Consider the following 24,418-nt stretch of genomic DNA (forward strand, 5'->3'; position numbering starts at 1 on the left):
AAACAAGATGACTGTGAGCAACAATCCGATCAAATTCGCTTATTGGGTGCCGAACGTATCCGGCGGCCTTGTGATTTCTTCGATCGAGCAGCGCACCAGCTGGGAGATCGATTACAATCGCAAACTTGCTCAGATCGCCGAGAAGTCTGGCTTCGACTATGCTTTGAGCCAGATCCGATTCACTGCAGGTTATGGCGCTGACAAACAACACGAGTCCGTCAGCTTCTCCCACGCGCTTCTTGCCGCGACCGAGAAGCTCAAGGTTATCGCCGCTCTCCTTCCCGGGCCTTGGAACCCGGCGCTGGCCGCAAAGCAGATTGCGACAATTAGCCAGCTGACTCATGCGCGTGTCGCGGTCAACATCGTCTCGGGCTGGTTCCGGGGCGAATTCCATGCGATCGGCGAGCCCTGGCTGGACCATGACGAGCGCTATCGCCGTTCGGAGGAATTCATCAACGCGCTGCGCGGGATCTGGACCGAGGAGAACTTCACCCTGAAGGGCGACTTCTATCGGTTCAACGATTATTCGCTCAAGCCAAAGCCGCTCGATCCGCTGCCAGAGATCTTTCAGGGCGGCTCCTCGCGGGCAGCCCGCGACATGGCTGCCCGTGTGTCCGACTGGTATTTCACCAACGGCAATACGCCGGACGGCCTGAAGGCCCAGGTTGAGGACATTAGGATCAAGGAACAGGCTTTCGGCAAGGGCTGGCGCACCAAGATTGGAATCAATGCCTTCGGTATCGTCCGGCAAACAGAAGACGAAGCTAAAGAGGTCTTGCAGGAGATCGTTGATAAGGCGATCCCCGATGCGGTTCGCGGATTCCACCACGAGGTCCAGAATGCCGGCAATGCCAGCCCCGAGCGCGAGGGCAACTGGGCCAAGTCCACCTTCCAGGACCTCGTTCAATACAATGATGGCTTCCGTTCGAACCTGATCGGAACCCCGCAACAGGTCGCCGAACGCATTATCGAGCTCAAGCGCGCTGGTGCCGATCTGATCCTGCTCGGCTTCCTCCATTTCCAGGAAGAGGTCGAATATTTCGGCAAGCATGTGATCCCACTCGTTCGGGAGTTCGAGGCGAGCGCGCCCGTGCGGGCGCAAGCTGCCGAATAATCGAGTCCGTTATGGATCGCAGGTCTCTACCGGGATGCGCGGATTCAGGTATGAGTGACATTTTGCTTGTCGGTTGAGAAGTTGGCCGCGACCTTTGGTCATGCCATCCTGGCCGTGGACGCAGTGTCATTCGCGGTCCGGCGGGACGAGATTGTCGCCGTGTCCGGTGCCCACGGTGCGGGCAAGTCCACGCCGCTTCAGTGGATCTCAGGCCTCCTGCCGGCGCGGGGCGGCCAGGTGACCGCCGGGTGGATCATTTTTGACCATCGCGACATCCTGTTTGCGTCGCCCGCAAGATTGGTCCGATCCGGAATCGTTAGCGTGCCTGAAGGCCGGCACTGCTTCCCCTCACTGACGGTGGAGGAGAGTCTCATGAGGGTGCCATTGGCGGGGCTGCTCAGTCCCGCGTGATCCGCGCTGGCCTGAAGGAGATCTGCGACCTTTGCCTCCCGAGTGAAGGATGTTCGCAGGTCCATGTCCGGGCTGATTTCGAGCAGGGAGCAGCAGATGGCTGCGATTGGCTGCGCTCTGATGTCGCGCCCTCGGCCGTTGGTGCTCGATGAACCGTCGATGAGACTTGCTCGGCTTGTCGTTGAGGGCATTTTCCGAGCACTAAGCAGCTCAACAGAGAGCAGGGCCTCTCGATCCTGGTAGCTGAACAAAATTCGACGGTAGCGCTACGCTTTTCCGACCACGCGGTCGTCCGCGAGTACGGCCATAGCGTCCTGCCCGGTGCATCAGTCGCCTTGCGCAACCGCGACGATATTAAGGCGCTTAACCTCGGCCGTTTACCGCAAACTGAATCCAGAAAGAACGTGCTGACGCACGCGGTTGTTTGAGTTCGCAAGATATTGGAGAGACAGAGAATGGCTTCAGCCAAGCTGGCAGACAATTTCAGTCAACACCCTTATTCCCGGCTGGATGCTGCCATCGATGCGACCGTAAGGGTCAATGCCGATCGCAACGATCTCGAAGGCCGCTTTCCCAGAGAGAATCTCGAGGCGTTGGCGCAAGCGGGCTGGTCCGGCGTCCTGAACGACTCCCGGTTTGGCGGCCTTGGCCTAGGCCATATCGATTTTGCCGAAGCTGCCAATCGGATTGGTCAGGTTGATGCATCGACCGGCCTCATCTACGTCATGCATGTCGGCGCGGCTCAGACCATCAATCTATATGGCAGCGATGACCAGAAGGAGCGCTGGCTCAAGGCGAAGGACGGTGCTTTGCTGGGTACATATTCGACCAGCGAACGCGCGACCGGGGGACACTGGTGGTACAATCTGTCCGAGGCATCGCGCGACGGTGACGACTATCTGCTCGATGCCAAGAAATCATTCACAACGAGCTCCGGTCAGGCTGACTTCTATGTCGTGCAGACACGCACGCCCGGCGCCAAGGATCAGGCCGACATTGTCTTCCTCATCGTGGACGGCAAGTCTCCCGGGATCGAATCGAAACCTTGGAACGCACTCGGCGTGCGTGCCAATCACTCAGGGCCAATCCAGTACACCAGCGTGCGGGTACCGCAACGGGACCGGCTCGGCGCAGAAGGACAAGGAAAGGAAATCATCTACAACGGTGTCTCGCCAGTCTATCTGATCGGGCTTGGCGCCGTCTGGGAAGGCCTGGCGAGGGGCGTGTTCAATGCAGCCGTCAAGCACACCGCAAGTTTCGTACACAAGGATCGGAACAAAAGACTTGCGGACTATCAGGCAATCCGACAGGAGCTCGGCGCGGCCAAGGTGCTCGTCGAATCGTTGCGACCGTGGCGCCTTGAACTGGCAGCAAGGCTGGACGAACTCTGGCGCGCCGGCAAGCCGCAAAGTGAAATCCTGATCCCACTGACCGAATTCAAGGTGCACGCCGCCGAAGTCGCGAACAAGGTCGCTGCCGCTGCACTAACGGTGGCGGGAGGTTACGGCTATCACCGCGGGCCGATCGAGCGTTCCTTCCGCGACGCGCGTGCTGCCATTGCAATGGGGCCTTCCAACATCATCGCTCGGGACTGGATCGGCAAATCGCTGGTCGGGCTGCCGCTAGAGCTGTTCTACGAAGGCGGAGAATAATTCGAACTTCGTAGGGCAACCGCGGAAGATTGGAACCGCGCTTTGCCGGACTGCGTGCTGCTTTTGCAGGCACAAAAATTGGGCTTCTCGGTGCGGACCGCCAACGTTGCCGACTTCGGTATCCCGCTGCGACTGTTGCCGGCGGGCAAAGTGCTCTTCTATCGACGGAAGTGAAGCAACATGCGAAAGGCCGACCTCCGGGAAGCGGCATCACGTGTCGGCTATCCGAGGCACAACGGCAAGCCGTCAGCCCGGTGCGTTTATAGGTTCCCATCCTAGCAAAATACAACGAGACTTCTTCTGCCTATCACGAGGCCTGAGAAACCGCTCGAATCTCGCGAGCGGCTTGGACGCTCAGCGCGCCGGCCTCTGAAGCGGCGAAGACAGTGCAGCAGTCAGCGTGCGAGAATCATAGTTCGGCTTTCTTGGCTCGGCGGCACCTCCGTCGGTAATTTTTCGTGCGCGATGACAAGGCGGTCGGTTTCGCCACAAGCGGAAGCCGATCATCGATTAGCGGAATCCATCGAAAAAGAGCCTGGCTGGCCGAATTTATGCGCCAATGCGCCATTCATTGCATCAATCAACATCAATAAACCAATACTTTGCAGGTGAGGTACGGTGATCTCGGGTTGCCGATTGCAGCGACGCAGGTATCGAGATCAAGTCGGCCCGCGGCATAGCAGCGGAGCATGGCCAGCCATTTCTACCGCCTCCGTATGGGCACCTATGCCGAGACATTGTTTCGGCGCAGCAAGCGCGACCTATCGCAAGGGCTTGGCTGCAGTCCAGTTTGATGCGTATGGAATGAATTGACGTAATCGGAGCATAGGTCGGTGCGGCGGACCAGCAAGTCCGAGACAGATGCGATGCGCCGAGGCCGTGACCCGCTGAATTGACGTCATCAAAAGTGACACGGAATCTTTCTCAACGCTGTGCGCCCGTGGAATTGCCTTCAAATATCAGGCAATCAGCCCCCCACATGCGGTCGCGGAGTGCGCGCGGGTCCTCGATAATATTTGCAAGACCATGCCGAGCACGAAATCGACGTGCGCCCTCACGTCCACCTCAAGGCTCGTGGAGGCCTGTGCCAGTGGCAGGCCACCGCTCGACGACCTCGATCGTGCGCGACATGCTTTCTGAGACACCAGGTCGTCTGGCAGCGGACATGATAGCGCTGTCGCTCGATGGTCCTTCTCTATTGAGTCGAGATTCGAGCAGCCAATGGCAGTCAGATGGCCAAGCTAGCTTTGATGCGCTTGAGCATAATTTTGCGTTGTTTCACTCCAGTGAGCCGGAGTGAACACCATGTATGAAAACGCTTGGAGTCGCAGGCGCGGCTATGGTACGCGGTCGCGGTTTCGTTACGATCGCGCGGTCAGCAACACGGACGTCTCACACTGCGGATGGTCTTGATGCTCAGTGGGAACTCTGGCTAAATCGCGCGCGTTCAACTTGGAGTTAATGTGGTGGCGATCGGTACTGTGAAATGGTTCAGCGCAACTAAGGGCTACGGCTTTATCAAGCCGGATGACGGCGGCCCTGATGTCTTCGTACACATTCGTGCCGTTGAAAGGGCCGGCTATAGCGAGCTGGCAGAGGGTGCAAAGATTAGCTATGAGATAACGACCGGACGTTCTGGCAAGGTGTCCGCCGAAGATCTCCGTCTTGGATAGTCTTCCTCGCGCAAGCGAAAATCAGCCAACCGTTCTTGTTCTGGCTCCGCCTCCGGCTTGTCCGCGAGGCGTAGGTACGGCCTCAGCATATCCCCCGGAGCCGCTGAGGCCGTTTCCTTATCTAGGGCTGTGATTCCCGGCCCTGATCAGGGGATCAGCTGTGTGAGTTGCGTCAGCGGGCGCCAATGCTGAAGCCTTTCCGGACGCTGCCTTTTGACTTGGATGTCCGCCGCCGCGAACAAGGGCAAGGCGACTTCGAAGGGCAGCCCCGCTTGGAACTTCCGAACACATTACCCAGAATGGATTTGAAGCGCGGCGCTCGTTCAGCCAGCTCGCGAACCAGGTCCGCTTTCATCGTGGCGCCGGCCGTCTCAATCGGCGCCCAGGTTCACGGGATAGAGGCATTGCTAGGGTTCGGCACCCCTGACGGTTTTTAGGCGCTTATTCCAAACGCTGCGCGGTTCGCTCGTAGTTACTGAGTGCAGCGGAAGGCCTGATGCTCAGTCAGATGAAAAACTGCGCGGCCCCGCGACCAAAGGCAGAATTGCAGCGTACCATGGCTCAATACCGCGAAGTTTCTCCTGCGGTGTCAGCTACTATCTCCGTGACACGTGGAGCTAAGCTGGCGCTGTAGAACCGGCTATCTCTTCAGATCCGCACTAAGGGGCAGATGGGATGGACGGCGCTGCGTGGCCCCAAGTGAGGGGCGATCTTTCATCCACGCGATGGGGCGCTGCGGCGTTCCTCAATAATCTCGAAGCCGCCTGTACAAGCATAAGTCGAAGTGAATGGGCTATTAGATGGACTAACATCGGAGATGCCCATCGCCTTCTCGGTGATACGAATATAGAGAAGGGATACTTTGATGAGGCGGCAGAAGATTGGCTATGCGCGCTGACCGCCTTTGAAGTCGCCAGGCGACTGGCCTGTGAACACGATCCAGAAGGCGCAGGCGTTCCGGCCAAGATCAACACCGTCATTCAAAAAGTCGGAGCGCGGCAACAGAAGATCGAGCGAGTACTAATCGATTGCTGCGATCAAGTTGAGATCGTCGCTCACTACTGGCCCGCGAACGGTCACAGTTCAGCCGCCCCAGCAATTATTTGCATCAGTACGGAAGAGGAGCCAGCAACGACACTGATCGGAAGGCTCTTACCGGTCGTGATGGACCGAGGCATGTCCGTACTAGTGGTGGCTAACAGCGACGTCTCAAATGCCCGACGCGGCCAATCGGACATGTTCCTATCTTGCTGTGTGGACTATTTAGCAAGCCGGTCAGATATTGATGCTGCGCGTATTGGCATATATGGCGACGGGTCGTCCGCTGCCATGGCAACCGATTTCGCTGCATCTGACGGCCGTATTGCCGCAGCGGTCTGCGACGGCGGCCTTTGGAATTTGGCTCGGATGCTGGCGTCTGTCGACTGGATTACCGGAACTACAGATGTGCCTGACGAGGAGGTGGTCTCAGCCCGTCGGTTGCGGTCGCTCCGTCGGTTGAGATGCCCAATTCTCGTGGTAGCAGGAGGGCGCGGCATCGTCAGCGCATCGGAAGCGATGAAACTGCTGCGTGATGGCGCGGCCGCACCCATTGATCTGCAGTTGGCTATACCGCAGATGATCGCGACTGACGGAGGGGAGGTCGAAAATTTCGTGACCTCCGACGATCGGATCTTCGGATGGCTGGAGCACAAGCTTGTGCTGAACTCGCCCTCTAACCATTGTTGAGTTGGACGGTAGCGAACGTTGTCGCCCACCCTGCTATGCACCGATCGTGCCTTAGGCGATATTCGGTGTAATCTTATGCCGATCCGGGCGGAAGCCATAAAGTCGCTCGTGAGGGATTTCCTCCACATGAGATGCGCCGCCCCCGATGGCGAAAAGAGCGTGACAGGCATGGCCGCTAGGAAAGCCAAAACAGGCTCAGATCGCTCGTCCGGTGAAAGCGCAATCTGATTAGCCAGCTAAGGTAGCTCTAGCCTTCGGTCAATCCGATGGCGCCGCCAGCCCATGCTCGCAACACAGTTCGTGCCGTGATAGGATTGCACGTGGTAGTAGCCCGAAGGAAACCTCGCGGTCCAAGTGGTGCCAAGCGAGCAGGCTCTGACGCTAGCTCAGCACTGTCACTTAGATCTACAATATCCCGATACTCAGCTTTTGAGATGCTAGTCGGCTGTTTTTAGCAATCAAGATCAGCCGTTTGTTGACGTAGTGAAGAGACTCCTCATCGAGCCCGTCAAGTATCGTGGCATTGAGAGCTTGCCGTTTGGTTGATAGCTTCCTGATTTCAGCCTGCGCCTTTTGAGTCAGCGACATCTGCAGGTATCTCGCATCATCAGGCGAGGTGATGCGAGCAAGAAGCTCCATGTGTTCGAGTTTCTTTGTTTGGTTGGTGACGAAGGCGGGGTGGATTCGCAGCTTGTTCGCAACTGCTGTTCCCGAGACTCCCCGACCTTCATCTAGTTCATCAATGGTCATCAACATCAACCACTGCGGCTCAGTGATGCCTAACAGCTCAGCCCAACTCTTGTGTATTTCCTCGAGTTGGGAATGGACCTCGACGATATTCCATATGAAGTCGCTAAGGGCTCTATCAACTTGTTCTTTCACTTGCATGTTTGTTGTTCCCGGCAGTTCTAGGAGACGCGCGAAACGTACACAGCGGATGTTCACTTCGGCGGAAGCGTTCGTACCCTTCTTGTGCGATCGAAAAAAGTGCTCACGCGACACAATGCATCAAAAACAATTGAGATACGCAATTGATCTGGGCGTGCAGTGACATTCGATGTCAAGCAGATGTCACTTTTGGTCTGCCCGCAATCCAAGCGGCGACTCGTTTCTTCCGGATACCTGTTAACCCAACTGACTTTGTCCGCTAAATCGCCTTGCGATAGAATAATGTTGCTCCTATCGAGCGCCCTATGGTTTCGATCCGACCTTTGTCGAAGGGGCCATTCGGCAAGTGGTGTAAAGGCGCCTAAGCTCCGCGGGTTGGCTACGAGCAACAGTTCAGGACGAACTCTCGATAGATTTGCTTCAATTTTTCGAGAAGAAGCACATGGCAGCGATTGCGACTCGATAGTTCCCTCAATCATCGCGGTCGCGATAGGTAGGGTACCGCGACCTGATAAAAATCGGCTTCTCTCGCTTGGACATCCTAGATGAACTCGATAATGCCGGCCTTCCTTTGTTTGAGCAGGCCGCTCCCTCCCGCATGAGTGCGACTGTGTGGCCCAAGATCGAGCGGGCCCAGTAGTGGACGATGCACATGCCTCAACTCCCACAACACAGGGCTCTGTTCACTTAAAAAGGAAAATTGCCGATCGTTGTACCGTCTGACGGACGATTGCAGATCCGATCGCATCGACACCATGGACTTAAGAGGCGTCTTGGCGATATCTAATCCGATTGCGATAAGCGTGCCCATGGCTTTTGCTCTCAGACGAACTGGCGACAGCCGTCACAACGGCACGGTGACGGCGGGTGCGGGAGCCGTCCACTCCATCAGCTCAAGCGCGCCAGCCTGGCACTCAAGACGCTGCGGATTTTGTCATCCGAACCATCAGCCGCAAGATTGCGAACAGCGGTGGCTCCCAAGCGGGTCGTAAAACTGCTGGCGTGGCGCGTGCGAGGCAGCATCCGCCGCTATTCCAAAGAGATCGATGCTTCAACGCTTAGGCTTGATTGAATCGCCTCTGCGGAAGCGGCGTACGTCAGGCTGTTCGGGCTGAAAGGCCTCAACTAGAACTGACACTGCGCTCGCAGGGTCGCTGTTGCCACAGACGAAAACATCGGCGGCCGCGTAGGACTTCTCGGGCCAAGTATGTAGGGTGATGTGCGATTCAGCCAGCAGCGCTATTGCGGAGACACCCTGACCCGGACAAAACTCATGAACATGAAGGTGAAGTAATGTCGCATTCGCCGCACGGATGGCTTTTCGGATTGCGTCTTCCGCAATGGCCGGATCGTCAAGGTTCTTCGCTCCCCATAGATCGATGAGGATATGCGTCCCACCGGAGGACAGAGCCGGCGGTGTTTTCTTCTCGCCATCAAAAGTCATTAAGAAGTCTCCACTGAATTATCGGCCCATGAAGCTGAGCTATGCGGCAAGGTCACGAGGTGATCAGGCACGCTCGGCACTTAGTTGATTTCTTCCAACGCCGTCATTGAATCTGACAATTGCGACCTTCGGCGCCTATGCCCTAAGCCGCCGCCAAGTCGCTTACGCTGCGATCACCAGCTCGGACACCATCGGCCTGGCGGTGGCCGGCATCAAGGAGCCCTTCGTCCGCATGGTCCTGTAATGCCCGGTGGCGAAACACGCTCTCGATGGAATTGGTGGTCCGCAAGAGATCCCTGTTCGAAGAAAATGGTGGAAGGCCAGCGGGGCGTTGCGATCCTTGACCAGGCATTCGAATGCTCGCGCGTGCTTGGCACAATACTTGTCGGCGAATACGTCGATCAACGCTTCGGCGGACGCCCGATCCGCGCCCAATAGACCTCGCGCAAATCCTGCTTCGTGGTGACCTGCACAGAGAGCAGAACTTTGGCGTTCACGGTCTTGTGCACCCAGCATCGCTGGTGCCCTATGCCGGGAAAGATCTCGTCGAGCATCTTGTAGAGGCCGAGCGCGCCGTCGCCGACATTGGGCAAATTCGTCGCTACTTATGACCTTGCCTCGATTGCTTAGCCAAGCCATGCCTCCCCTGAGGTGGGCCAGGGTATGGCCCCGCGTGTCCAAAGCGTAACCGAGGCGATCGGCGCCGGTGATAAAGAGGCTGAGAGTAGCCTTGCAGTCTGCATTCAGTGCTGTGCCGGAGGCGGCGAGGCACGTATTTGTGCAGTTTGAGACAGCGCCGCGGGCATTGCGTTTGAGGCCAAACCCCCAACTATTGTTTTGCGCGTTGTAGCCGATTTGGTCGCCTGACAGGAACACAGGAGTATCGACGCCGCCGCCATGGACAGACGGAACCTCGGGATTGCTGAACCATTTCTGGCCGCAACTGCCGCGCACGTGCCCGCCAATATATCCTCCGGACCAGCTCCTCGCGGCCGATGGCCGTTGTACTTCTGACTCAAGATCCGCCGAATTGGCCACGCCGCTTGCGGTTAGCGCAATCGTTGTCGCTCTCCCACAACGAACTCCAGATCGCATCAAACACTCCGCGGCGCTATCGCTTTCCACAACCAAGCACGTTCGAGCTGCATCGGTGATGGCGCCGCGAATGAAGCAAGCAGCGTGCCGCTTGGAAATTGAGGGATGTCCAGTTGCTTCGTACCGGATGCAAGTGTCAAGTTGCCGACAATTGTCTTAAAGCTGACGCTTGGCGACTGCCCGAGTGGTCGCTTCTGAGTAGGTTTTCGTGTGCACCAAGGCGGACGATTGCGAACATCAGCGGATTAAAGAACCTCGCCGTAGGTGGTTCTGCACGCCCACGTCGCACTGCGCTGCCCATAGCTATTTTCGCTATACCAGAAAATGTTCGAGCGCTTCTGCTCCTCAGCAACGACGCAAACAACGCCGTCTCGGGGAAAACGAGAACACGCCTCTGCCTTGGTTCTTGTGCCATCGGCGTCATCGCTTGAGCGCCGCAGACCGACCTGCATCCCGGGGAGCGCCAAGTCTTTTCATGAGGAGGGCGCCAAATCATAGCCTAGTACCCCCTTTTCTTAGAAGGTGATTCGTGATTCAAGATCGGGATGATACCCGAAGCAAGAGAAGTCCACCTTTCGCGGAAAGACCGCGAGGTGCTTGAGGCGTGTTGTCGCTCGCCGGTGACGTTGCAGCGCGATTTGAAGCGGGCGCGGATAGTTCTGTTGGCTGCGGACGGGCGCAGCACCCGCTCGATCGCCAAAGAAGTCGGAGTGCAGCCGCGGATTGTCAGCCTTTGGCGGCACCGCTATGCCGATCATGGCCTTGAAGGGCTGCAAGACAGGCCGCGGCCCGGCAAGCAGCCGATCTATACGAAAGCCACCGACAAGCGGATTCTGAAGCTGCTGGACAAGCCGGCCCCGCAAGGCTTTGCGCGCTGGACCGGCCCTCTGCTGGCCGAGGCGCTGGGCGATGTTGACGTCCAATATGTCTGGCGGTTCCTGCGCAGCAACAAGATTGACCTCGTGGCTCGCAAGTCCTGGTGCGAGAGCAACGACCCGAACTTTGCGGCCAAAGCCGCCGATGTCGTTGGCCTCTATGTCGCCCCGCCCGCGAAGGCCATTGTACTCTGCGTGGACGAGAAGCCCTCGATCCAGGCCTTGGAGCGAGCGCAGGGTTATCTGAAGTTGCCCAACGGCCGAGCCTTGACCGGCCAGAGCCACGATTACAAGCGGCATGGCACGACAACACTGTTTGCGGCGCTCGAGGTCGCCACCGGAAAGATCATCGCGACACATTCAAAACGCCGTCGACGCGTCGAGTTTCTCGACTTCATGAACAGCGTCACCGCGGCCTTTCCGGGCCGAAAGCTTCACGTCGTCCTCGACAACCTCAACACCCACAAGAAGAACGAGCCCTGGCTCAAGGCCCACCCCAACGTGCAATTTCATTTCACGCCGACAAGCGCGTCCTGGCTCAATCAGGTCGAGGTATGGTTCTCGATCTTGCAGGGGCAGTCGCTTAGCGGCACCTCCTTCACAAGCCTCAAGCAGCTCCAGGATCACATCGATGCCTACGTCAACGCCTACAACGGAAAAGCCGAGCCCTTCGTCTGGACCAAGAAAAAGGTCCGTCAACGCCCCTTCAAAGGCCGCCGTATCACTCAGCTCTGATTCCGGATACTAGGTGCCTACAAATGCAGGAAAATCACATGCTGGAGCCGAGTCTCTGGAGGCGCTGATTGCGGGTGTCCTGCAGATTAGCGCGTGTCGACTACAAGATCAGGTAGATGCCACCGCCAATTTGAGGCCCTAGCGTTCGGTCGTGTTCCCTGCCGAATATTGAGGGCATCGTGAACGCAAGAAGCTAGCAAATGGGCAAAACGGCGTATTATGACTGGCAGAACCAGGGTGGCTAAGCAACGCACGACCCATCCAGGACCCTCGATGTTCCGGCTGAAGGGCCGCACAAGGTGACGAATGGCGGCAGGCGTATGCCGACGGAAAGTCGGTCGGGGAAGAATCCGCTTGTGGAAGGTCAACCGATCGACCCGATCACGGCGATCGATCGGCTTGCAGGCTCGGATCCGGAAAGGGTTGCGCTTAGGTACGGCGTAGACGCACTCACCTTTAAGGCACTGCGATCAAGGTCTGATGCGCTCGCGAGGACGTTGCGAGAGAAGGTGGCTCACGGCGCGGTGGTCGGTTACTGGGGTGAACGAGACCTCGATTGGGCGACGGCAGTCGTCGCAATCTTGAAGGCTGGATCGATCTACCTGCCGCTCGATCCATCGTTACCCGTTTCCCGTACGTCTTTCATGATCGAGCAGAGCCGCTGCGCTCTGATTATTGGCCCGGATCAGCTGGAGCCGCTCAATCTATTCCAGGCCAGCAAGGCCACCACCCAATTCGTGACGATGGAGGCGGCGCTGCGCCAGGGCGAGACTTCGTCAGTTGTTCCATCAGCGAGCGATGATGGACTCGCCTACATTCTGTTTACGTCCGGTTCGACGGGCCAGCCGAAGGGCGCAATGATTGAGCGCGCAGCCCTCAATAATCATCTGGCGGCAAAGATCGAGGCGCTCACTCTCACTCGGACCGATTGCGTCGCGCAGACAGCGTCGCACTGCTTTGACATTTCGCTGTGGCAGCTTCTGGCGGGACTTTGCGTCGGAGGCTGCATCGCGATCATCGATGATGCAACACTGAAATCGCCAGTATCTCTTCTCCAAGCCATTCAACAATACCGTGCGACGGTTGTTCAATTCGTGCCGTCGATGCTTGCGGTATTTGTCGAGTATCTGCAGTCGCTTGCGGCCGCTGAGCGAGCTCTGGATGGCTTGCGGAGTATTTCTACGGTCGGAGAACCTCTAACACCCGGACTGGCACGCGCATGGCTTGCCCTATATCCCCCGGTTCCTATTCTCAACCATTACGGACCGACCGAGTGCGCGGACGGCGTTACGCATCATCTGCTTTCCGTCCCGCCCGCGCTGGCTGACACTTATGTGCCGATCGGAAAGGCGATTTCTAACCTTGAGGTGTATGTCGCGGATGGACCGCGGCTGTGCAACGCGGGAGAGGTCGGCGAAATCTGTGTTAGCGGCATTGGAGTCGCTGCTGGTTACGTCAATGACGATGACCGCACCAAGGAGGCCTTTGGGGCAAACCCGTTCTCGAACGATCCTTCGTTTGGGCGCCTATACCGGACAGGCGATCTCGGGCGAGTTCGTTCTGATGGTCTCTTGGAATGTCTCGGTCGACGGGACCGTCAGGTCAAAATTCGTGGGCACAGAATTGAGCTGGGAGAAATCGAGGCCCGCCTTTCCGCTCATCAATTGGTGCGTGGCGCCGCCGTGATCGCCTCGGTTTGCGCAGGTGCAAAGCTTACGGCGCGAGACATAACCAGGACCGAGGGAGAAACTGGATCGAGGCGGCTCATGGCGTATGTGTCAGCCCCGCCCGAAGTAGGGGAGGGCGAACTCCAGACTTTCCTGGCCCAAGCGCTTCCCACCTACATGCTCCCAGAAAGGATCATTCACGTCGACACTATTCCACTGACCAGAAACGGAAAGGTCGATTTTGGAGCCTTGCCTGACCCTACCCTTGTACGCCCTCTCTTGCCGACTCCATTCGAAGCGCCGCAAACAGAGCTCGAAGCTCAACTGTGTCGACTTTGGTCCGACATTCTGCGTATTGAGAACATTGGCATCAACGACGAGTTCATTAGCCTCGGCGGAGACTCGCTTCGGGCCATGCTCATATTGGGCCGATTGCAGACCCTGCTCGGCGTAAGAGCGGATTTCAGGTTGGTGCTGAATGGAACGGTTCGATCCCTTGCGGCGTCGATCTCGACCCGAGATGAATCCAAACCGTGCACAGCCCCGACGCACGGTAAACTTATCCGAGCGCCCCTGACGCGAGTTCAGGAGCACCTATGGTTTCTGTCGCAGCTTGATCCGTCTGCCAGGAACTACATCATTCAAGGCGGCCTGCGAGTAAGAGGCGTCATCGATCTGGCCGCGTTCGATCGCGCCTGGACCGACGTCGTTCACTCCCATCAGGCACTTTCTGCACGTTTCACAGACGAAAACGGTCCGGTTCAACTTTTCGATGCTCCGCAATGCGCACGCCTTGAATTGGCCGATGCATCTCATCTCACGGCGCAGGAAGCTGAGGAGGTGATAGCACTGTTACGGCGAACAGAGCTGAACAGTAGTTTTGATCTCAGCCAAGGTCACCTGTTCCGCGCGCGCATGATCCGTTTTGGTCCCGACAACCATCTCGTACTGATCACCGCTCACGAAATCATCATCGATGCCTGGTCGATCTCCGTTCTGCTGAGGGACCTTCGACAAAGGTACATAGATCCCGCGGCGTTCCTGCCAGAGAACCGCGCGTCACTTTCGACCTACGCGCTCTGGGAAACACAACACTGGCCTCCGGAGGCCCTGGCCGGCCAACGCCGCTATTGGCGTCGTCAGATTGGTGATGAACCGCCGGTGCTTTCGTTTGGAACGGGGCGAGCGCGGCCGCAGATCAATTCCTACCGCGGCGCCTCATATGCGGTGCGCCTTGGCAGCGAGCTCTCCAATCAGGTCCGGGAGTTTGCCCGCCGACATCGGTGCACCACGTCGACAACACTTCTCGCATGCTTCAAGCTGCTGCTGCGGATGTATAGCGGTCAGGACGATATTATCGTTGGCATACCGCACGTCGTACGGGATCAACCTGGCAGCGCCGAAATTGTCGGCTTTTTCTTGAATATGCTGCCGATCCGTACCGCGATCGATGTCGACCAGTCCTTTGTTACTCATGTCTTGCACGTCCAGGGGCTCGTCAGCAGCGCGATTGCAAATTCGGCCTATCCATTCGGCTGGATGGTAAGGGATGCCCATGTACATCGCGAAGCGGGACGTTCGCCGATCTTCCAGGTCATGTTCAACATGTACTCCGAGGCCGCCGAACCGCCCGGTCAACATGAGTTGGATCTGACATTCCGCGAATATGAGACCGGCTATGTAAAATTCGATCTGACATTGTACGCACAAGATGAGGGCGATGAAATTGCCCTCCAGCTAGCATATGCGGAAGAGATATTCTCGAGCGATCTGATTGTCCGCATGGCCGACAATCTGCGCTATCTGATTGCAGCTTGCATGGAGAAGCCGCTGGCGCCTATTAGAGATCTGAGCTGCCTCGGCGCGTTAGACGTCGCTATGCTGGACTCGCTCAATGGCTCAGAGCAGCCATATGAGACTGAATGCTCGCTTGTCGAGGCGTTCGAGAAAATCAGCATCGCCAATCTGAGCCAGGTGGCATATTTTGGCAATTTCGGCGAAATCACATTCGGCCAACTGCGCGAGCGCGTAACAGCTATCAGGTCGCTACTGCGAGTTTCGGATGTGGGGGCTGGCGATATGGTCGCCATGCTGGTCGACCGGTCGCCTGACGTGGCCGCGGTTATTCTTGCGACAAGAGCCTTGCAGGCTGTTGTTGTCCCAATATCGCCGGATTGTCCGCGTGATCGGATCGAACATATCCTGCGAGATAGTCAGGCAAAGCTCTTGGTTCACGCAAATATCGCTGAACCTGGTTTTGACGTGCCGTCGGTCTGTCTCTTGACGCTGGAAGCGCCCAGCGTGCCGGCTTTTAGGCGCAGCGACAAACAATCACAACACGCAATTGCAAGCCTAATATACACCTCCTCCTCAACCGGGAAGGCGAAGGGGGTTCTGATACCGGAATCGGCAACTCTCAATCGGCTGAACTGGATGTGGCGACGCTTTCCCTTCGAGCGTACCGACGTTATGGTCGTCCAGAAGTCCGCATCACTTGTCGCTTCCTCTTGGGAGTACTTTGGGGGGCTTCTGAAGGGTGTACCCACGCTGATCCTGACCCAGGCGCAGTTGCTGGATCCGGATTTGCTGTTGGGCACGTTGGCCAAACGACGCGTGACACGTTTGTTTGCCTCGCCACCACTCCTGTCCGGCATCATTGCTTCGCAGGAACGGCACCCGCGACCGACAGCCTTGCGGCTGGTCACAAGCAGCGCCGAACCGATGCCTTCCTCGCTCCCCCGTCGCTGGCGTGCATATTTCCCGGACGTGCCATTGTGGAACTTCTATGGTGCTACGGAATGTGCGTCCAATGCAGCAGTCTATGAAACATCGGGTGCCTGCGACGGCTCGTCGCTTGTCCCCGTTGGGCGCCCAATCGATAACGTCAAACTCTACGTTCTCGATGCCCAATTAAAGAGAGTCCCTGTCGGAGCTCCCGGCGAACTCTGCATCGCCGGACGCTGCGTGAGCGCTGGGTACTGGCGGGATCAGGATCGGACCAACCGCTGTTTCGTCCGCAATCCCTATGATGACGGCCAATACGGCGTTCTCTATCGAAGTGGCGATATCGCGCGCATCTCAAACGGCGGTTTGCTCGAGATTTGTGGCCGATCGGACAATCAGATCAAAGTACGGGGCTTTCGCGTCGAACTCGAGGAGATCGAAACAGCTCTTGAGTCTCATCCTGCAATCGCAAAGGCCGCGGTGGTTGCAGAAGGCAAGGATAATCATCGTCGCTTGATCGCTAACGTGGTTGCGTCTGGCGACAGTCTGAGTTCCGAAGATATCGTCACTCACCTGCGCCACACATTGCCGTCCTACATGATCCCCGCCGCCTTCCGTTTGGTTGACAGCATCCCCCTTACGGCAAGTGGGAAGATTGATCGTTCTTGCCTGTCGTCCGTTCCAACCCGCGAGGTCGGGGCAGTTCCAAGTGCTGAACCCCGCACGAGAAATGAGCGCATTCTTGCTGCGATCTGGCAGGAACTATTAGGCGCCAAGTCGGTCGGACTAGATCGGAGCTTCTTTGATATCGGCGGAGATTCTCTTCTCAGCGTGCGCTGCGTCACGTTGGCGCGCAAAGCTGGGCTGAATCTCACCGTCGAGCGGCTCCATCGAACACCGACCATCAGGGAATTGGCGGCAGACGAGGCGATTACGCCCGATGCCTTCCGTTCGCCAGACGGTTCATTGCCAGTGGTCCCCGCAATCACATCTTGGAACCGTGTTGCCGGCTTCGATGAGCACTTCAACATCGGCGATCTGTTCTTCTTGCCCGCCGGTATCCTGAACGTGCGAACGCTGGAGCGTGCCCTTGCCCATGTCATGGATAGGCACGACGGCCTCAGACTCCATATTGCTCGAACGGTTGAGGGCCTACATCTGACAATCGGACCGTCCGTGGCCGAACGCCTCGTGGAAGAGATCGATCTCGTCGGAATGGACGTGCTTCAGCGGCGCAAGATCATCGAGAGCATGTCAGCAAGACGTCAGCGCATGTTTCGGTTCGACGGCCAGAGGCCGCTTGTGCACGTCACGGCCTTCCGCACCGCAGAAAGTGGCGACTACTATCTGCTGGTCCTGATGCATCATTTTGTAGCGGACGGGATAGGCTATCGACTGTTCCTGGAAGCATTGGACGCGACGTACAACGCCCTTGCTTCGGGCCATATCGAGACCGGTGCCGAGAACATACAAATGCTCTCTCCATGGTGGAAGCGCCTTGAACACTACGCGAACAGCGAAGCGCCGGCCGAACTCACATGCTGGGAAGGAATTGACTACCATCAGTTTAATTTCCACGTCAGCGACACTTCATCAGGCGGCGCGAGCGTTTCGAAAGTGACCGCGAGAGAGCTTCACTATGGGCGACTTGCACGTCGCATGGACGAAGCGAACTGCCACCCGCTTTGGGAAGATCAGGTCAAATACGATCTTGAGATCGACAAAGAAGCGACAGCCGACCTCTTCAATATTGCAGCCAGGTGGGCGCATTGTCAGGACGTCGATGTCTTTCTTGCCGCCATATCTGGCGCCTTCGGACGCGTTTTCGGTAACTACTCGCTTTGGATCGACAACCTTACCTCGATCCGAGGTCGGGTGTTTGACGATCTCGAATCCTCTCAAATCATCGGCAATATCAGTGAGCTTGTTCCGCTTCCTTTGAGGCTGACAGGAACGGAGCGCCGCTCCGATCGTGCGCGTTCAATATACTGCCAGCGCAATGCCCTGCCGCGCAGGGGCATAGGGTTTCGGGCCGTGAAATTCCTAAACCGAGACCCAGCCGTGCGGAGCCGGGTCGATCGCCTGCCCTTACCCAGAATTGGATTGAATTATCGAGCGGCTGTCCAGCGCCATTTTCCACGCCGTCTCCTAGCCCAGGAACCCTCTCCACTCTGGATCGGCGAAGACATGGATGAGGCGTCCGTGGGTCATCTCTTCTGGTTCGATGTCGGATGTCAAGCCGGGCAGCTACTGATCGAAGCAAGGTACGATTCAAGCCAAGTCAGCTATGAGTCGACCCGTAATCTTTGCACAACGTTGCAACAGGAGCTGTTGGAGACGATTAGCGAATTCGGAACAGCTCGCGGCACGGTCACCCATGAATGAGCCAGATGTGGGAGTCGCCGTCGAGAGCGATCGCAATGTGACGACGAAGAAGAGCCAGCATATTGACCTTTCGGACCCAGATCTCTTGAGCCTCGTTCTGCGGCTCGCCATTCCCTCTGTTGTTGGCTTATCGGTCAACGCGCTACAGCAAGTCGTCAACGCGATCTTTGTCGGCGCACTTGGCGCACAGGCGATTGCCGCTGTCAGCATGGCCTTGCCGATCGTGGTCCTGCTCGCGGCGGCTGGACAGGGGATCGGTGTTGGAACGGCGTCGATCATATCTCGTCATCTTGGCGCCGGTGAGTACCTGGAGGCGAGCAAAGACGCGAGCACCGCACTTGCGATCGCCGCTCCGATCGGCATCGCTGTTACGTTCGTTCTGCTTCCAAGCCTGCGGGGGATCTTCTTAACGCTCGGCGCGACTCCAACCATCATGCCCATGGCGCTCGACTATGCAGCGGCGCTCTTGTTCGGGTACACGTTGATGCTTCTCAATATTGTCAACGGATTCGTTGTCAGAGCCGAAGGCAACACACGATTCAGCATGTGGACGATGGTTGCCGCCTTCATACTGAACGCTGTGCTTGATCCCATCTTCATATTCCTACTGGACTTCGGTGTACGAGGCGCTGCCCTCGCAACGCTGGTGTCTCAGATCGCTGCTATCAGCCTCTATGTCGCGTACTTTACGACGCTCCGCGGGAAAGTCCTCGTTAGGATATCTCGCGTCTCGTTGCGAGCCGATCGCATCAGACAGCTCGCGTCGATAGGCGCGCCGGCGTCCGTGACCAGCATTTTATCTGCTATTGCCGTGATGCTCTTATACAGAGCTGCCGCACCGTTCGGGGACGAGTCCATTGCGGCCGTGGGAATAGCTGTGCGGATCTTGACGATCGGCGCACTGCCTATCACTGGCTTCTGTATAGGCTCTCAAGTCGTCCTCGGTTTCGGCTGGGGCGCGCGGGACTTTGGTCGGGTGCTGAAGGCTGCGAAGCTCATACTCGCTATAAATGTCGCTGTTTCCGTTGCGTATTCTGCGGCCGTTGTGACTTTTGCTCGGCCTTTGGTCAGCCTGTTCAGCGATAGCGATAAGGTCAGGGAAATTGGCATCTCGACCTGCATCGTGTTCCATCTGTTTTTTGGGCTTTTTGGTATTGAGAGTTTCGTGACGACGATGCTTCAGTCGTTCGGGAGAGCGCGCCTCAGCGCAATTGTGTCCTTCGCGAGGCAAGGCTATCTTTTCATACCTACCGTACTGGTTTTCCCGGTCATATCGGGTTTCGATGGAGTGTTGGCCAGTCAAGCGCTCGCCGAGCTGGGCGCCGGAATGATCGCGCTGTTTGTCATGATCCGCCAGTTCGCTGAGCTCAGACGCGCGCTCCAGCGCCCTGCTTCAGGACCAATCTAGATTATGGCGTGACCGGACAGCGCATGTCACCGGAGCCCAGAGCACTAGGATTAGCCGGGGAGGTGGTGCGCCCCAAAGTAATGACAAACGCAACGTGCAAAAGCCACGCGCAATAGTATTCGTCTTGAGCATTGGCGGGCGAGTGCCGCAGGCCACGGCAATTGAAAGCGGACGCCGAGCGGGACCTGAGAGCCAGCCGAGATCGGGGCCCCGCGCTCTCTCGCGGGCATTCTGGTTGGAGTTGCAAAGGAGTTCGCTGCCGGGTTCGCCGTGGCCCAGCCTCGAAGCATTGCGCAGCTGGGACGTAACCGCGCCACCTCGGCGAGAACGATCGGAAGCCGCGGCGCACAGCTCGAAACGACTATCAATGGAATTTATCTCCCGTTTCTCGAGGCACGTTGCACTGGCGTCGCGATTTCGAGGCTCGGCGCGTAGCGCTACGAGGCTCGCGAACGTTGCCCGGGGCATTCGCAGGGAATTGAGTTGATCCGGTGGGCATTGGTGCCCGCTACACAGTCGACTCGGTTGCCCTTCGCTGCCGACGATGATGGTCGTCCTGCATTCGCGTCAGAGGTCGAGGAGGAGGAAGAGGAAGGGGCACTGACTGGGTTGTCCTCGCGCCTGATCGTATCAGGAGCTCTATCTGTTCAGCGGGTACAGCGGGCGACACCACGGATCCTGTCGTCGTTTTCGTTCCGAAGAATCGCCAGTGACTTTTGCGGTGCCCGCCACAATGTTCAATTCGACCTCGCCACGCATGAAAGTCAGGCTGCGCTGCCTCATCAGCATTTCCGCGTCCACAAATCATGCCCGCGGCTTGTCGTTCGGCCATTGTCGGCTGGCGGCCAGCTCACAAACCGCTTCTGCATTCGCCGCATCCGTCCTGCTCGGCTGGACATAAGGCGTCACGTAGGCGGGCGGTACCATACGGACCAAATGTCGCAGCGAAGCAGTTTCTTGCCCAGAGTTGGTCCTTGCAAAAGCCATGAAGAAAGTCTGAAAGAAATATGATCCTTAAGCGAACGAACCTAATCTCTGGACCGTTCCATCGCGGCTCCAGAGTTGGGCCTTCGCTAGCAATGCACTATCGGGTGGCGGAATGCTTATATGCTCTAATCGGAGCCTGCGCCTTGCATCAGAGGATCGGCTAAACCAATGATCAGAGCTTGGCTGGACTTTCCGATTTTAGAATTGTTCGCGGTCCTCAGCACTCTTTACGCAACGACCGGCGCTGTCATTGTGATCGCGAGTTTCAGTCCTGCAACGGTTGTGCGGATGCGCCGCGTAGAAGGCGTGGTCGCTCCTTTTTCTGGCGCGGTCGGGGTGTTGTTTGCGTTCCTCACCGGATTTTTGGCCAATGATATAACCGATCGAAACCGTCAAGCGGCCCGCGCGGTGCAGTCAGAGGCGGCGGAGCTACGCAACATTTATGCTGTTAGTCACGCGTCCGTCTCCGACATGGCGAGCCTTCGCTCAGTGGTTGCGAAATACGTCTCCGCCCTCGTGAAGGACGAGTGGCCGGCGATGGCGCAGGACCAGAAGGCCCGTTCGCCTGCTCCCGCCTATGACGCCTTGCTGCGAGAAGTGAGCGATCCGCAGATCGCTCAAACAGCGGGCGGGGCAGTGCAGACGGCCTTGTTAAATGCCGCAGTCGGAGCGGGCAGGGCGCGTTCCGAGCGGCTCGCCTTGGCTTCCGACCGCACCATCGATGCCAAATGGATTCTCGTCCTCATCCTTGGCGTGGTCACACAAATATCGATCGGATTGGTGCACCTGAAGAGGGTCGGTGCGCAGATTACGGCACTAACCGTGTTCTCAATCGCCGTTGTGATAGCGCTTGGACTCATTGGCCTGCAAGAGCGTCCGTTTTCCGGTGATATCCGAGTAGAACCGGGACCACTGGCAGAGCTCACCAAGTTGCCGAGCTAGAGCGTCTTCTCAAGACCGACTTGCGACGGCGCGGGTGATCTTACGGGTCACAAAGGTCTCGCCGCGGACTGGGCTCTCGTGATTGAAGAGAATGCCGTTACTTGCGAATATGCCGTAAGCTTCGCGATAGTTCACCGTGATCCAGTACACGTACAGTTTGGCCACACCATAGGGCGAGCGCGGATAGAACGGCGTGCTCTCCTTCTGGGGGACTTACTGAACCGAGCCGTAAAGCTCGGATGTAGAAGCCTGGTAGAAGCGTGTCTCCCTCTCCAGGCCAAGGATCCGGATCGCCTCGAGCAGGCGCAGCACGCCGGTCGCATCAGCATTTGCAGTATATTCCGGGGTTTCAGAGCTCATGCCGACGTGGCTCTGGGCGGCAAGGTTGTAGATCTCGGTCGGCCAGATTTGCTGGATCAAGCGGATCAGATTGGTCGAATCGGTCACGTCGCCATAGTGCATCAGAAACGGCACATTCGCGACTTGCCTGTCCTGATAGAGATGATCGACGCGCGCGGTATTGAAGGAAGAGGACCGCCGCTTGATGCCATGCACGACATATCCGAGCGATAATAGATATTCGGAGAGATAGGCGCCATACTGCCCGGTCACGCCGGTAATCAAAGCGACCCGCCGTTGAGAGTCCCGACTTGTCAAGTTCTACCCTGGTGCAAACGAACCGATCGGTTTCCGTGCCCCTCAGTCACCCTCCGCCCGTAGTACTCCGACGGAAGCTCTGTTCAAGCCCTCAAAACCATTCACGGTGATCAAGAAACGAGTGCCAAAGGGCAATAGACGTTTACTGCATTGATTTTTCGGAGTTTTTTCCCTTCTCTCGGTTTTCCGACGCCGTGATGACGTTCAGAACGTCTACGCCAAAGGCGTCCCGAGGCGGCTAAGGGCCTTAAACCCAGCTTCAACCCTTATCTGCAATCGCAGGCTCGTCATCCTGTTATTCGGGCGGCGCAATTTTCGGAGCAATCAAAGATAGATGCAATCGTGAGGAGCGCCGTGAGCGGAACAGGTGAAATCCGTCGAAAAATGCAACCTGACGCGGAATTTGTGCGCCGAAGGACGAACTCGTTGCACTCATCCAACACGAAAGCTGGCTACCATGCAGTATGAGTTCTAACCTTGTTTACGCGCCGATTGTTTGGGAACCGCTTGAAAAAGGCAGGCGCCAGCATGACTGGCCATCGCGGGGATGCCAGAGCCAGAAATTGTGCTTGGACTCCTAGCGAAGATCAGCCTGCTCGTAGGACTGTGATGGAGTTCGACAGGGCGCAGGCTGGCTCGGAGTGCCGGATAGAAATAGCCGCCAAGTAGAGGAGCTTCAGCACCGCGCCGAAGCAGCACTCCGAAAAATTAAACGGGTGTGGATGTGGCGACAAGTGCGATCGAAGCCTAGCCGCCACAATCGAACAACGAGCCAGACAACCGCCCGGTGGCGTTGCGACAGGGGGCAGAAAACACGGTGGAAGCTAGGTCATGCATTCCACTTGAATTGCGGAACGCGCGATCCGTATTATCTTCCTCATATAGAGCACGCAGGAGATCTCCAAATGGTGGATACGGCTACCGCCGAGCTTCTGCACGCGGTCCTCGATGAGGTCTGCGCGCGCATTTCGCGCTACGAGACTGGTGTCCGCGCGCATGTTGCCGCTAAGCTTCTGGAAGCCGCCACTAGAGGTGAGACGATACCCGACCGTCTCAAACAGATTGGCCTCGAAGCACTTCGCGACGCACCGACCATGTGGCGGTAGGCGCGGACAATATGATCTCCCACGCAGGTGAATTTCCAGGTTACCGTTCTTAAGATCCTTGTGAGCTACCCGGGCGGATTCGCGCCGATGGCGGAGCTCAAACGCGACATGGCCATTCTAGCGACGAGTGGTCGAGACTGGGCCGAGCGCACCAAGAGAATGGCCGCCCGTGTCCCAAACCTCGACATTTTTTCGCAGAAACTCGTTGAGCGGGTAAATGGTGGCTGGCGCATCACAGAAGAGGGGCGCACGCTCCTCGATTTGATGGAAGCGCGTCGGGTCGGCGCGCAGGCGCCGTCGAAGACGAGCACATCTGCTTCCAAGCAACGCGAAGCGGACGAGTGATCAATTGATCCCTGTCGGTGGTGTCACGCTGCGCCGCGCTGAAGTTCTATGTTTCGCCGCCCAGGTCCTCGGCGCGATCGGAATTTCAGGCGGATCTAGCGACGGTCGTAAAAGATCCTCCAGAGGCGCGGACGGTGCGCGTCGTCGCCGATCGACTATCGGAGAAGTCGGCGCATCAGGTTAAGTCAGCGCATCAAGTGAAGGCGATGGTGAAGTGTTTATCATCCCTGGAAGATGAGACATAGCAAACCCGGAAATGCAGACGTACACGTTCAGCGTTCGTTTCTGTATTCTGGGCACGCGCGCTTTGCTCGCGATTTCCGGATGAACGACTGACAGGAGACGAGCTATGCACCGGTCCTGCACGGCTGCCGCGTTAAGCTCACAGATATCCTTCAGATCAATCATCAGGGCACGGAGCCTTGCGGCATGGAATTTGACCATCGTGAAGATCTGGCGGCGGTGCCCCTCCTCGCCAGCTTATCGCACTCTGCGTGGATGGAGGCACATAACTCCTGTATCGAGAAGGGCTTGCGGTTAGCGGCAGCGTCGTGCCTGGACTTATACTGTCTAATTCGACGC

At 57.5% G+C, this 24,418-nt stretch carries 13 protein-coding genes and 3 pseudogenes; 12 read left to right on the top strand and 4 right to left on the bottom strand.

Annotated elements, in window-relative coordinates:
• Positions 1–7 precede the first annotated feature (7 nt).
• From sfnG to NLM32_RS09700, 5 genes and pseudogenes are all read left to right on the top strand, one after another.
• A complete protein-coding gene (gene sfnG, locus NLM32_RS09680; protein WP_254128807.1) occupies positions 8–1,114 on the top strand; it encodes a dimethylsulfone monooxygenase SfnG in 1,107 nt (368 codons plus the stop codon).
• A 50-nt stretch (positions 1,115–1,164) separates the two neighbouring features.
• Positions 1,165–1,953 (top strand): annotated as a pseudogene (locus tag NLM32_RS09685) (ABC transporter ATP-binding protein).
• 27 nt (positions 1,954–1,980) lie between these two features.
• Positions 1,981–3,177 (top strand): acyl-CoA dehydrogenase family protein, encoded by a 1,197-nt coding sequence (locus NLM32_RS09690; RefSeq protein WP_254128808.1) that lies wholly within the window; start codon positions 1,981–1,983, stop codon positions 3,175–3,177.
• A 1,466-nt stretch (positions 3,178–4,643) separates the two neighbouring features.
• Positions 4,644–4,850, top strand: coding sequence for a cold-shock protein (locus tag NLM32_RS09695; protein ID WP_254128809.1), 207 nt, complete (start codon positions 4,644–4,646; stop codon positions 4,848–4,850).
• Between the two features lie 675 nt (positions 4,851–5,525).
• On the top strand, positions 5,526–6,578 hold the full coding sequence (locus NLM32_RS09700) for a hypothetical protein (RefSeq protein WP_254128810.1): 1,053 nt from the start codon (positions 5,526–5,528) through the stop codon (positions 6,576–6,578).
• A gap of 405 nt (positions 6,579–6,983) precedes the next feature.
• Here NLM32_RS09700 and NLM32_RS09705 read toward each other — a convergent pair whose 3' ends face one another.
• Entirely contained in the window at positions 6,984–7,466 is a 483-nt protein-coding gene (locus tag NLM32_RS09705) for a MarR family winged helix-turn-helix transcriptional regulator (RefSeq protein ID WP_254128811.1), read from the bottom strand.
• Between the two features lie 1,051 nt (positions 7,467–8,517).
• Positions 8,518–8,910: an adenosylmethionine decarboxylase gene (speD, locus tag NLM32_RS09710; RefSeq protein WP_254128812.1), complete on the bottom strand. Its 393-nt coding sequence runs from the start codon at positions 8,908–8,910 to the stop codon at positions 8,518–8,520.
• Between the two features lie 106 nt (positions 8,911–9,016).
• Between speD and NLM32_RS09715 the strand changes: the two genes are divergently transcribed.
• Positions 9,017–9,154: a hypothetical protein gene (locus NLM32_RS09715; RefSeq protein ID WP_254128813.1), complete on the top strand. Its 138-nt coding sequence runs from the start codon at positions 9,017–9,019 to the stop codon at positions 9,152–9,154.
• 157 nt (positions 9,155–9,311) lie between these two features.
• Here NLM32_RS09715 and NLM32_RS09720 read toward each other — a convergent pair whose 3' ends face one another.
• Entirely contained in the window at positions 9,312–9,503 is a 192-nt protein-coding gene (locus tag NLM32_RS09720) for a hypothetical protein (RefSeq protein WP_254128814.1), read from the bottom strand.
• 1,047 nt (positions 9,504–10,550) lie between these two features.
• Here NLM32_RS09720 and NLM32_RS09725 point away from each other — a divergent pair.
• The 4 genes from NLM32_RS09725 (at position 10,551) to NLM32_RS46305 (ending at position 21,728) form a co-directional block, all read left to right on the top strand.
• Positions 10,551–11,615, top strand: a complete 1,065-nt coding sequence (locus NLM32_RS09725; protein WP_254128815.1) for an IS630 family transposase — start codon at positions 10,551–10,553, stop codon at positions 11,613–11,615.
• A gap of 320 nt (positions 11,616–11,935) precedes the next feature.
• Positions 11,936–18,391 carry a non-ribosomal peptide synthetase gene (locus NLM32_RS09730; protein WP_254128816.1) on the top strand — a complete coding sequence of 2,152 codons (6,456 nt, stop codon included), beginning with the start codon at positions 11,936–11,938 and terminating at the stop codon, positions 18,389–18,391.
• Positions 18,384–19,799 carry an MATE family efflux transporter gene (locus NLM32_RS09735; RefSeq protein ID WP_254128817.1) on the top strand — a complete coding sequence of 472 codons (1,416 nt, stop codon included), beginning with the start codon at positions 18,384–18,386 and terminating at the stop codon, positions 19,797–19,799. The genes NLM32_RS09730 and NLM32_RS09735 overlap by 8 nt, the downstream gene beginning before the upstream one ends.
• A 1,155-nt stretch (positions 19,800–20,954) precedes the next feature.
• Positions 20,955–21,728 (top strand): hypothetical protein, encoded by a 774-nt coding sequence (locus NLM32_RS46305; RefSeq protein WP_375143544.1) that lies wholly within the window; start codon positions 20,955–20,957, stop codon positions 21,726–21,728.
• A 21-nt stretch (positions 21,729–21,749) separates the two neighbouring features.
• Here the strand turns inward: NLM32_RS46305 and NLM32_RS09745 are convergent.
• Positions 21,750–22,385: pseudogene (locus NLM32_RS09745) on the bottom strand (GDP-mannose 4,6-dehydratase); the annotation flags it as partial.
• A 905-nt stretch (positions 22,386–23,290) separates the two neighbouring features.
• On the opposite strand from NLM32_RS09745, the gene NLM32_RS09750 reads away from it, so the two are divergent.
• Positions 23,291–23,491, top strand: coding sequence for a hypothetical protein (locus tag NLM32_RS09750; protein WP_254128818.1), 201 nt, complete (start codon positions 23,291–23,293; stop codon positions 23,489–23,491).
• A gap of 27 nt (positions 23,492–23,518) precedes the next feature.
• Positions 23,519–23,770 (top strand): annotated as a pseudogene (locus NLM32_RS09755) (hypothetical protein); the annotation flags it as partial.
• Positions 23,771–24,418 lie beyond the last annotated feature (648 nt).

Origin of the sequence: Bradyrhizobium sp. CCGUVB14, from assembly GCF_024199935.1 — a bacterium.
Taxonomy (GTDB): domain Bacteria; phylum Pseudomonadota; class Alphaproteobacteria; order Rhizobiales; family Xanthobacteraceae; genus Bradyrhizobium.

Excerpts from the sequence above, each read along its gene's own strand:
- NLM32_RS09705 (WP_254128811.1), bottom strand. The coding sequence starts at position 7,466 with ATGCAAGTGAAAGAACAAGTTGATAGAGCCCTTAGCGACTTCATATGG.
- NLM32_RS09725 (WP_254128815.1), top strand. The coding sequence starts at position 10,551 with ATGATACCCGAAGCAAGAGAAGTCCACCTTTCGCGGAAAGACCGCGAG.
- NLM32_RS09690 (WP_254128808.1), top strand. The coding sequence starts at position 1,981 with ATGGCTTCAGCCAAGCTGGCAGACAATTTCAGTCAACACCCTTATTCC.
- NLM32_RS46305 (WP_375143544.1), top strand. The coding sequence starts at position 20,955 with ATGATCAGAGCTTGGCTGGACTTTCCGATTTTAGAATTGTTCGCGGTC.
- NLM32_RS09735 (WP_254128817.1), top strand. The coding sequence starts at position 18,384 with ATGAATGAGCCAGATGTGGGAGTCGCCGTCGAGAGCGATCGCAATGTG.
- NLM32_RS09730 (WP_254128816.1), top strand. The coding sequence starts at position 11,936 with ATGCCGACGGAAAGTCGGTCGGGGAAGAATCCGCTTGTGGAAGGTCAA.
- sfnG (WP_254128807.1), top strand. The coding sequence starts at position 8 with ATGACTGTGAGCAACAATCCGATCAAATTCGCTTATTGGGTGCCGAAC.
- NLM32_RS09750 (WP_254128818.1), top strand. The coding sequence starts at position 23,291 with ATGGTGGATACGGCTACCGCCGAGCTTCTGCACGCGGTCCTCGATGAG.
- speD (WP_254128812.1), bottom strand. The coding sequence starts at position 8,910 with ATGACTTTTGATGGCGAGAAGAAAACACCGCCGGCTCTGTCCTCCGGT.
- NLM32_RS09700 (WP_254128810.1), top strand. The coding sequence starts at position 5,526 with ATGGACGGCGCTGCGTGGCCCCAAGTGAGGGGCGATCTTTCATCCACG.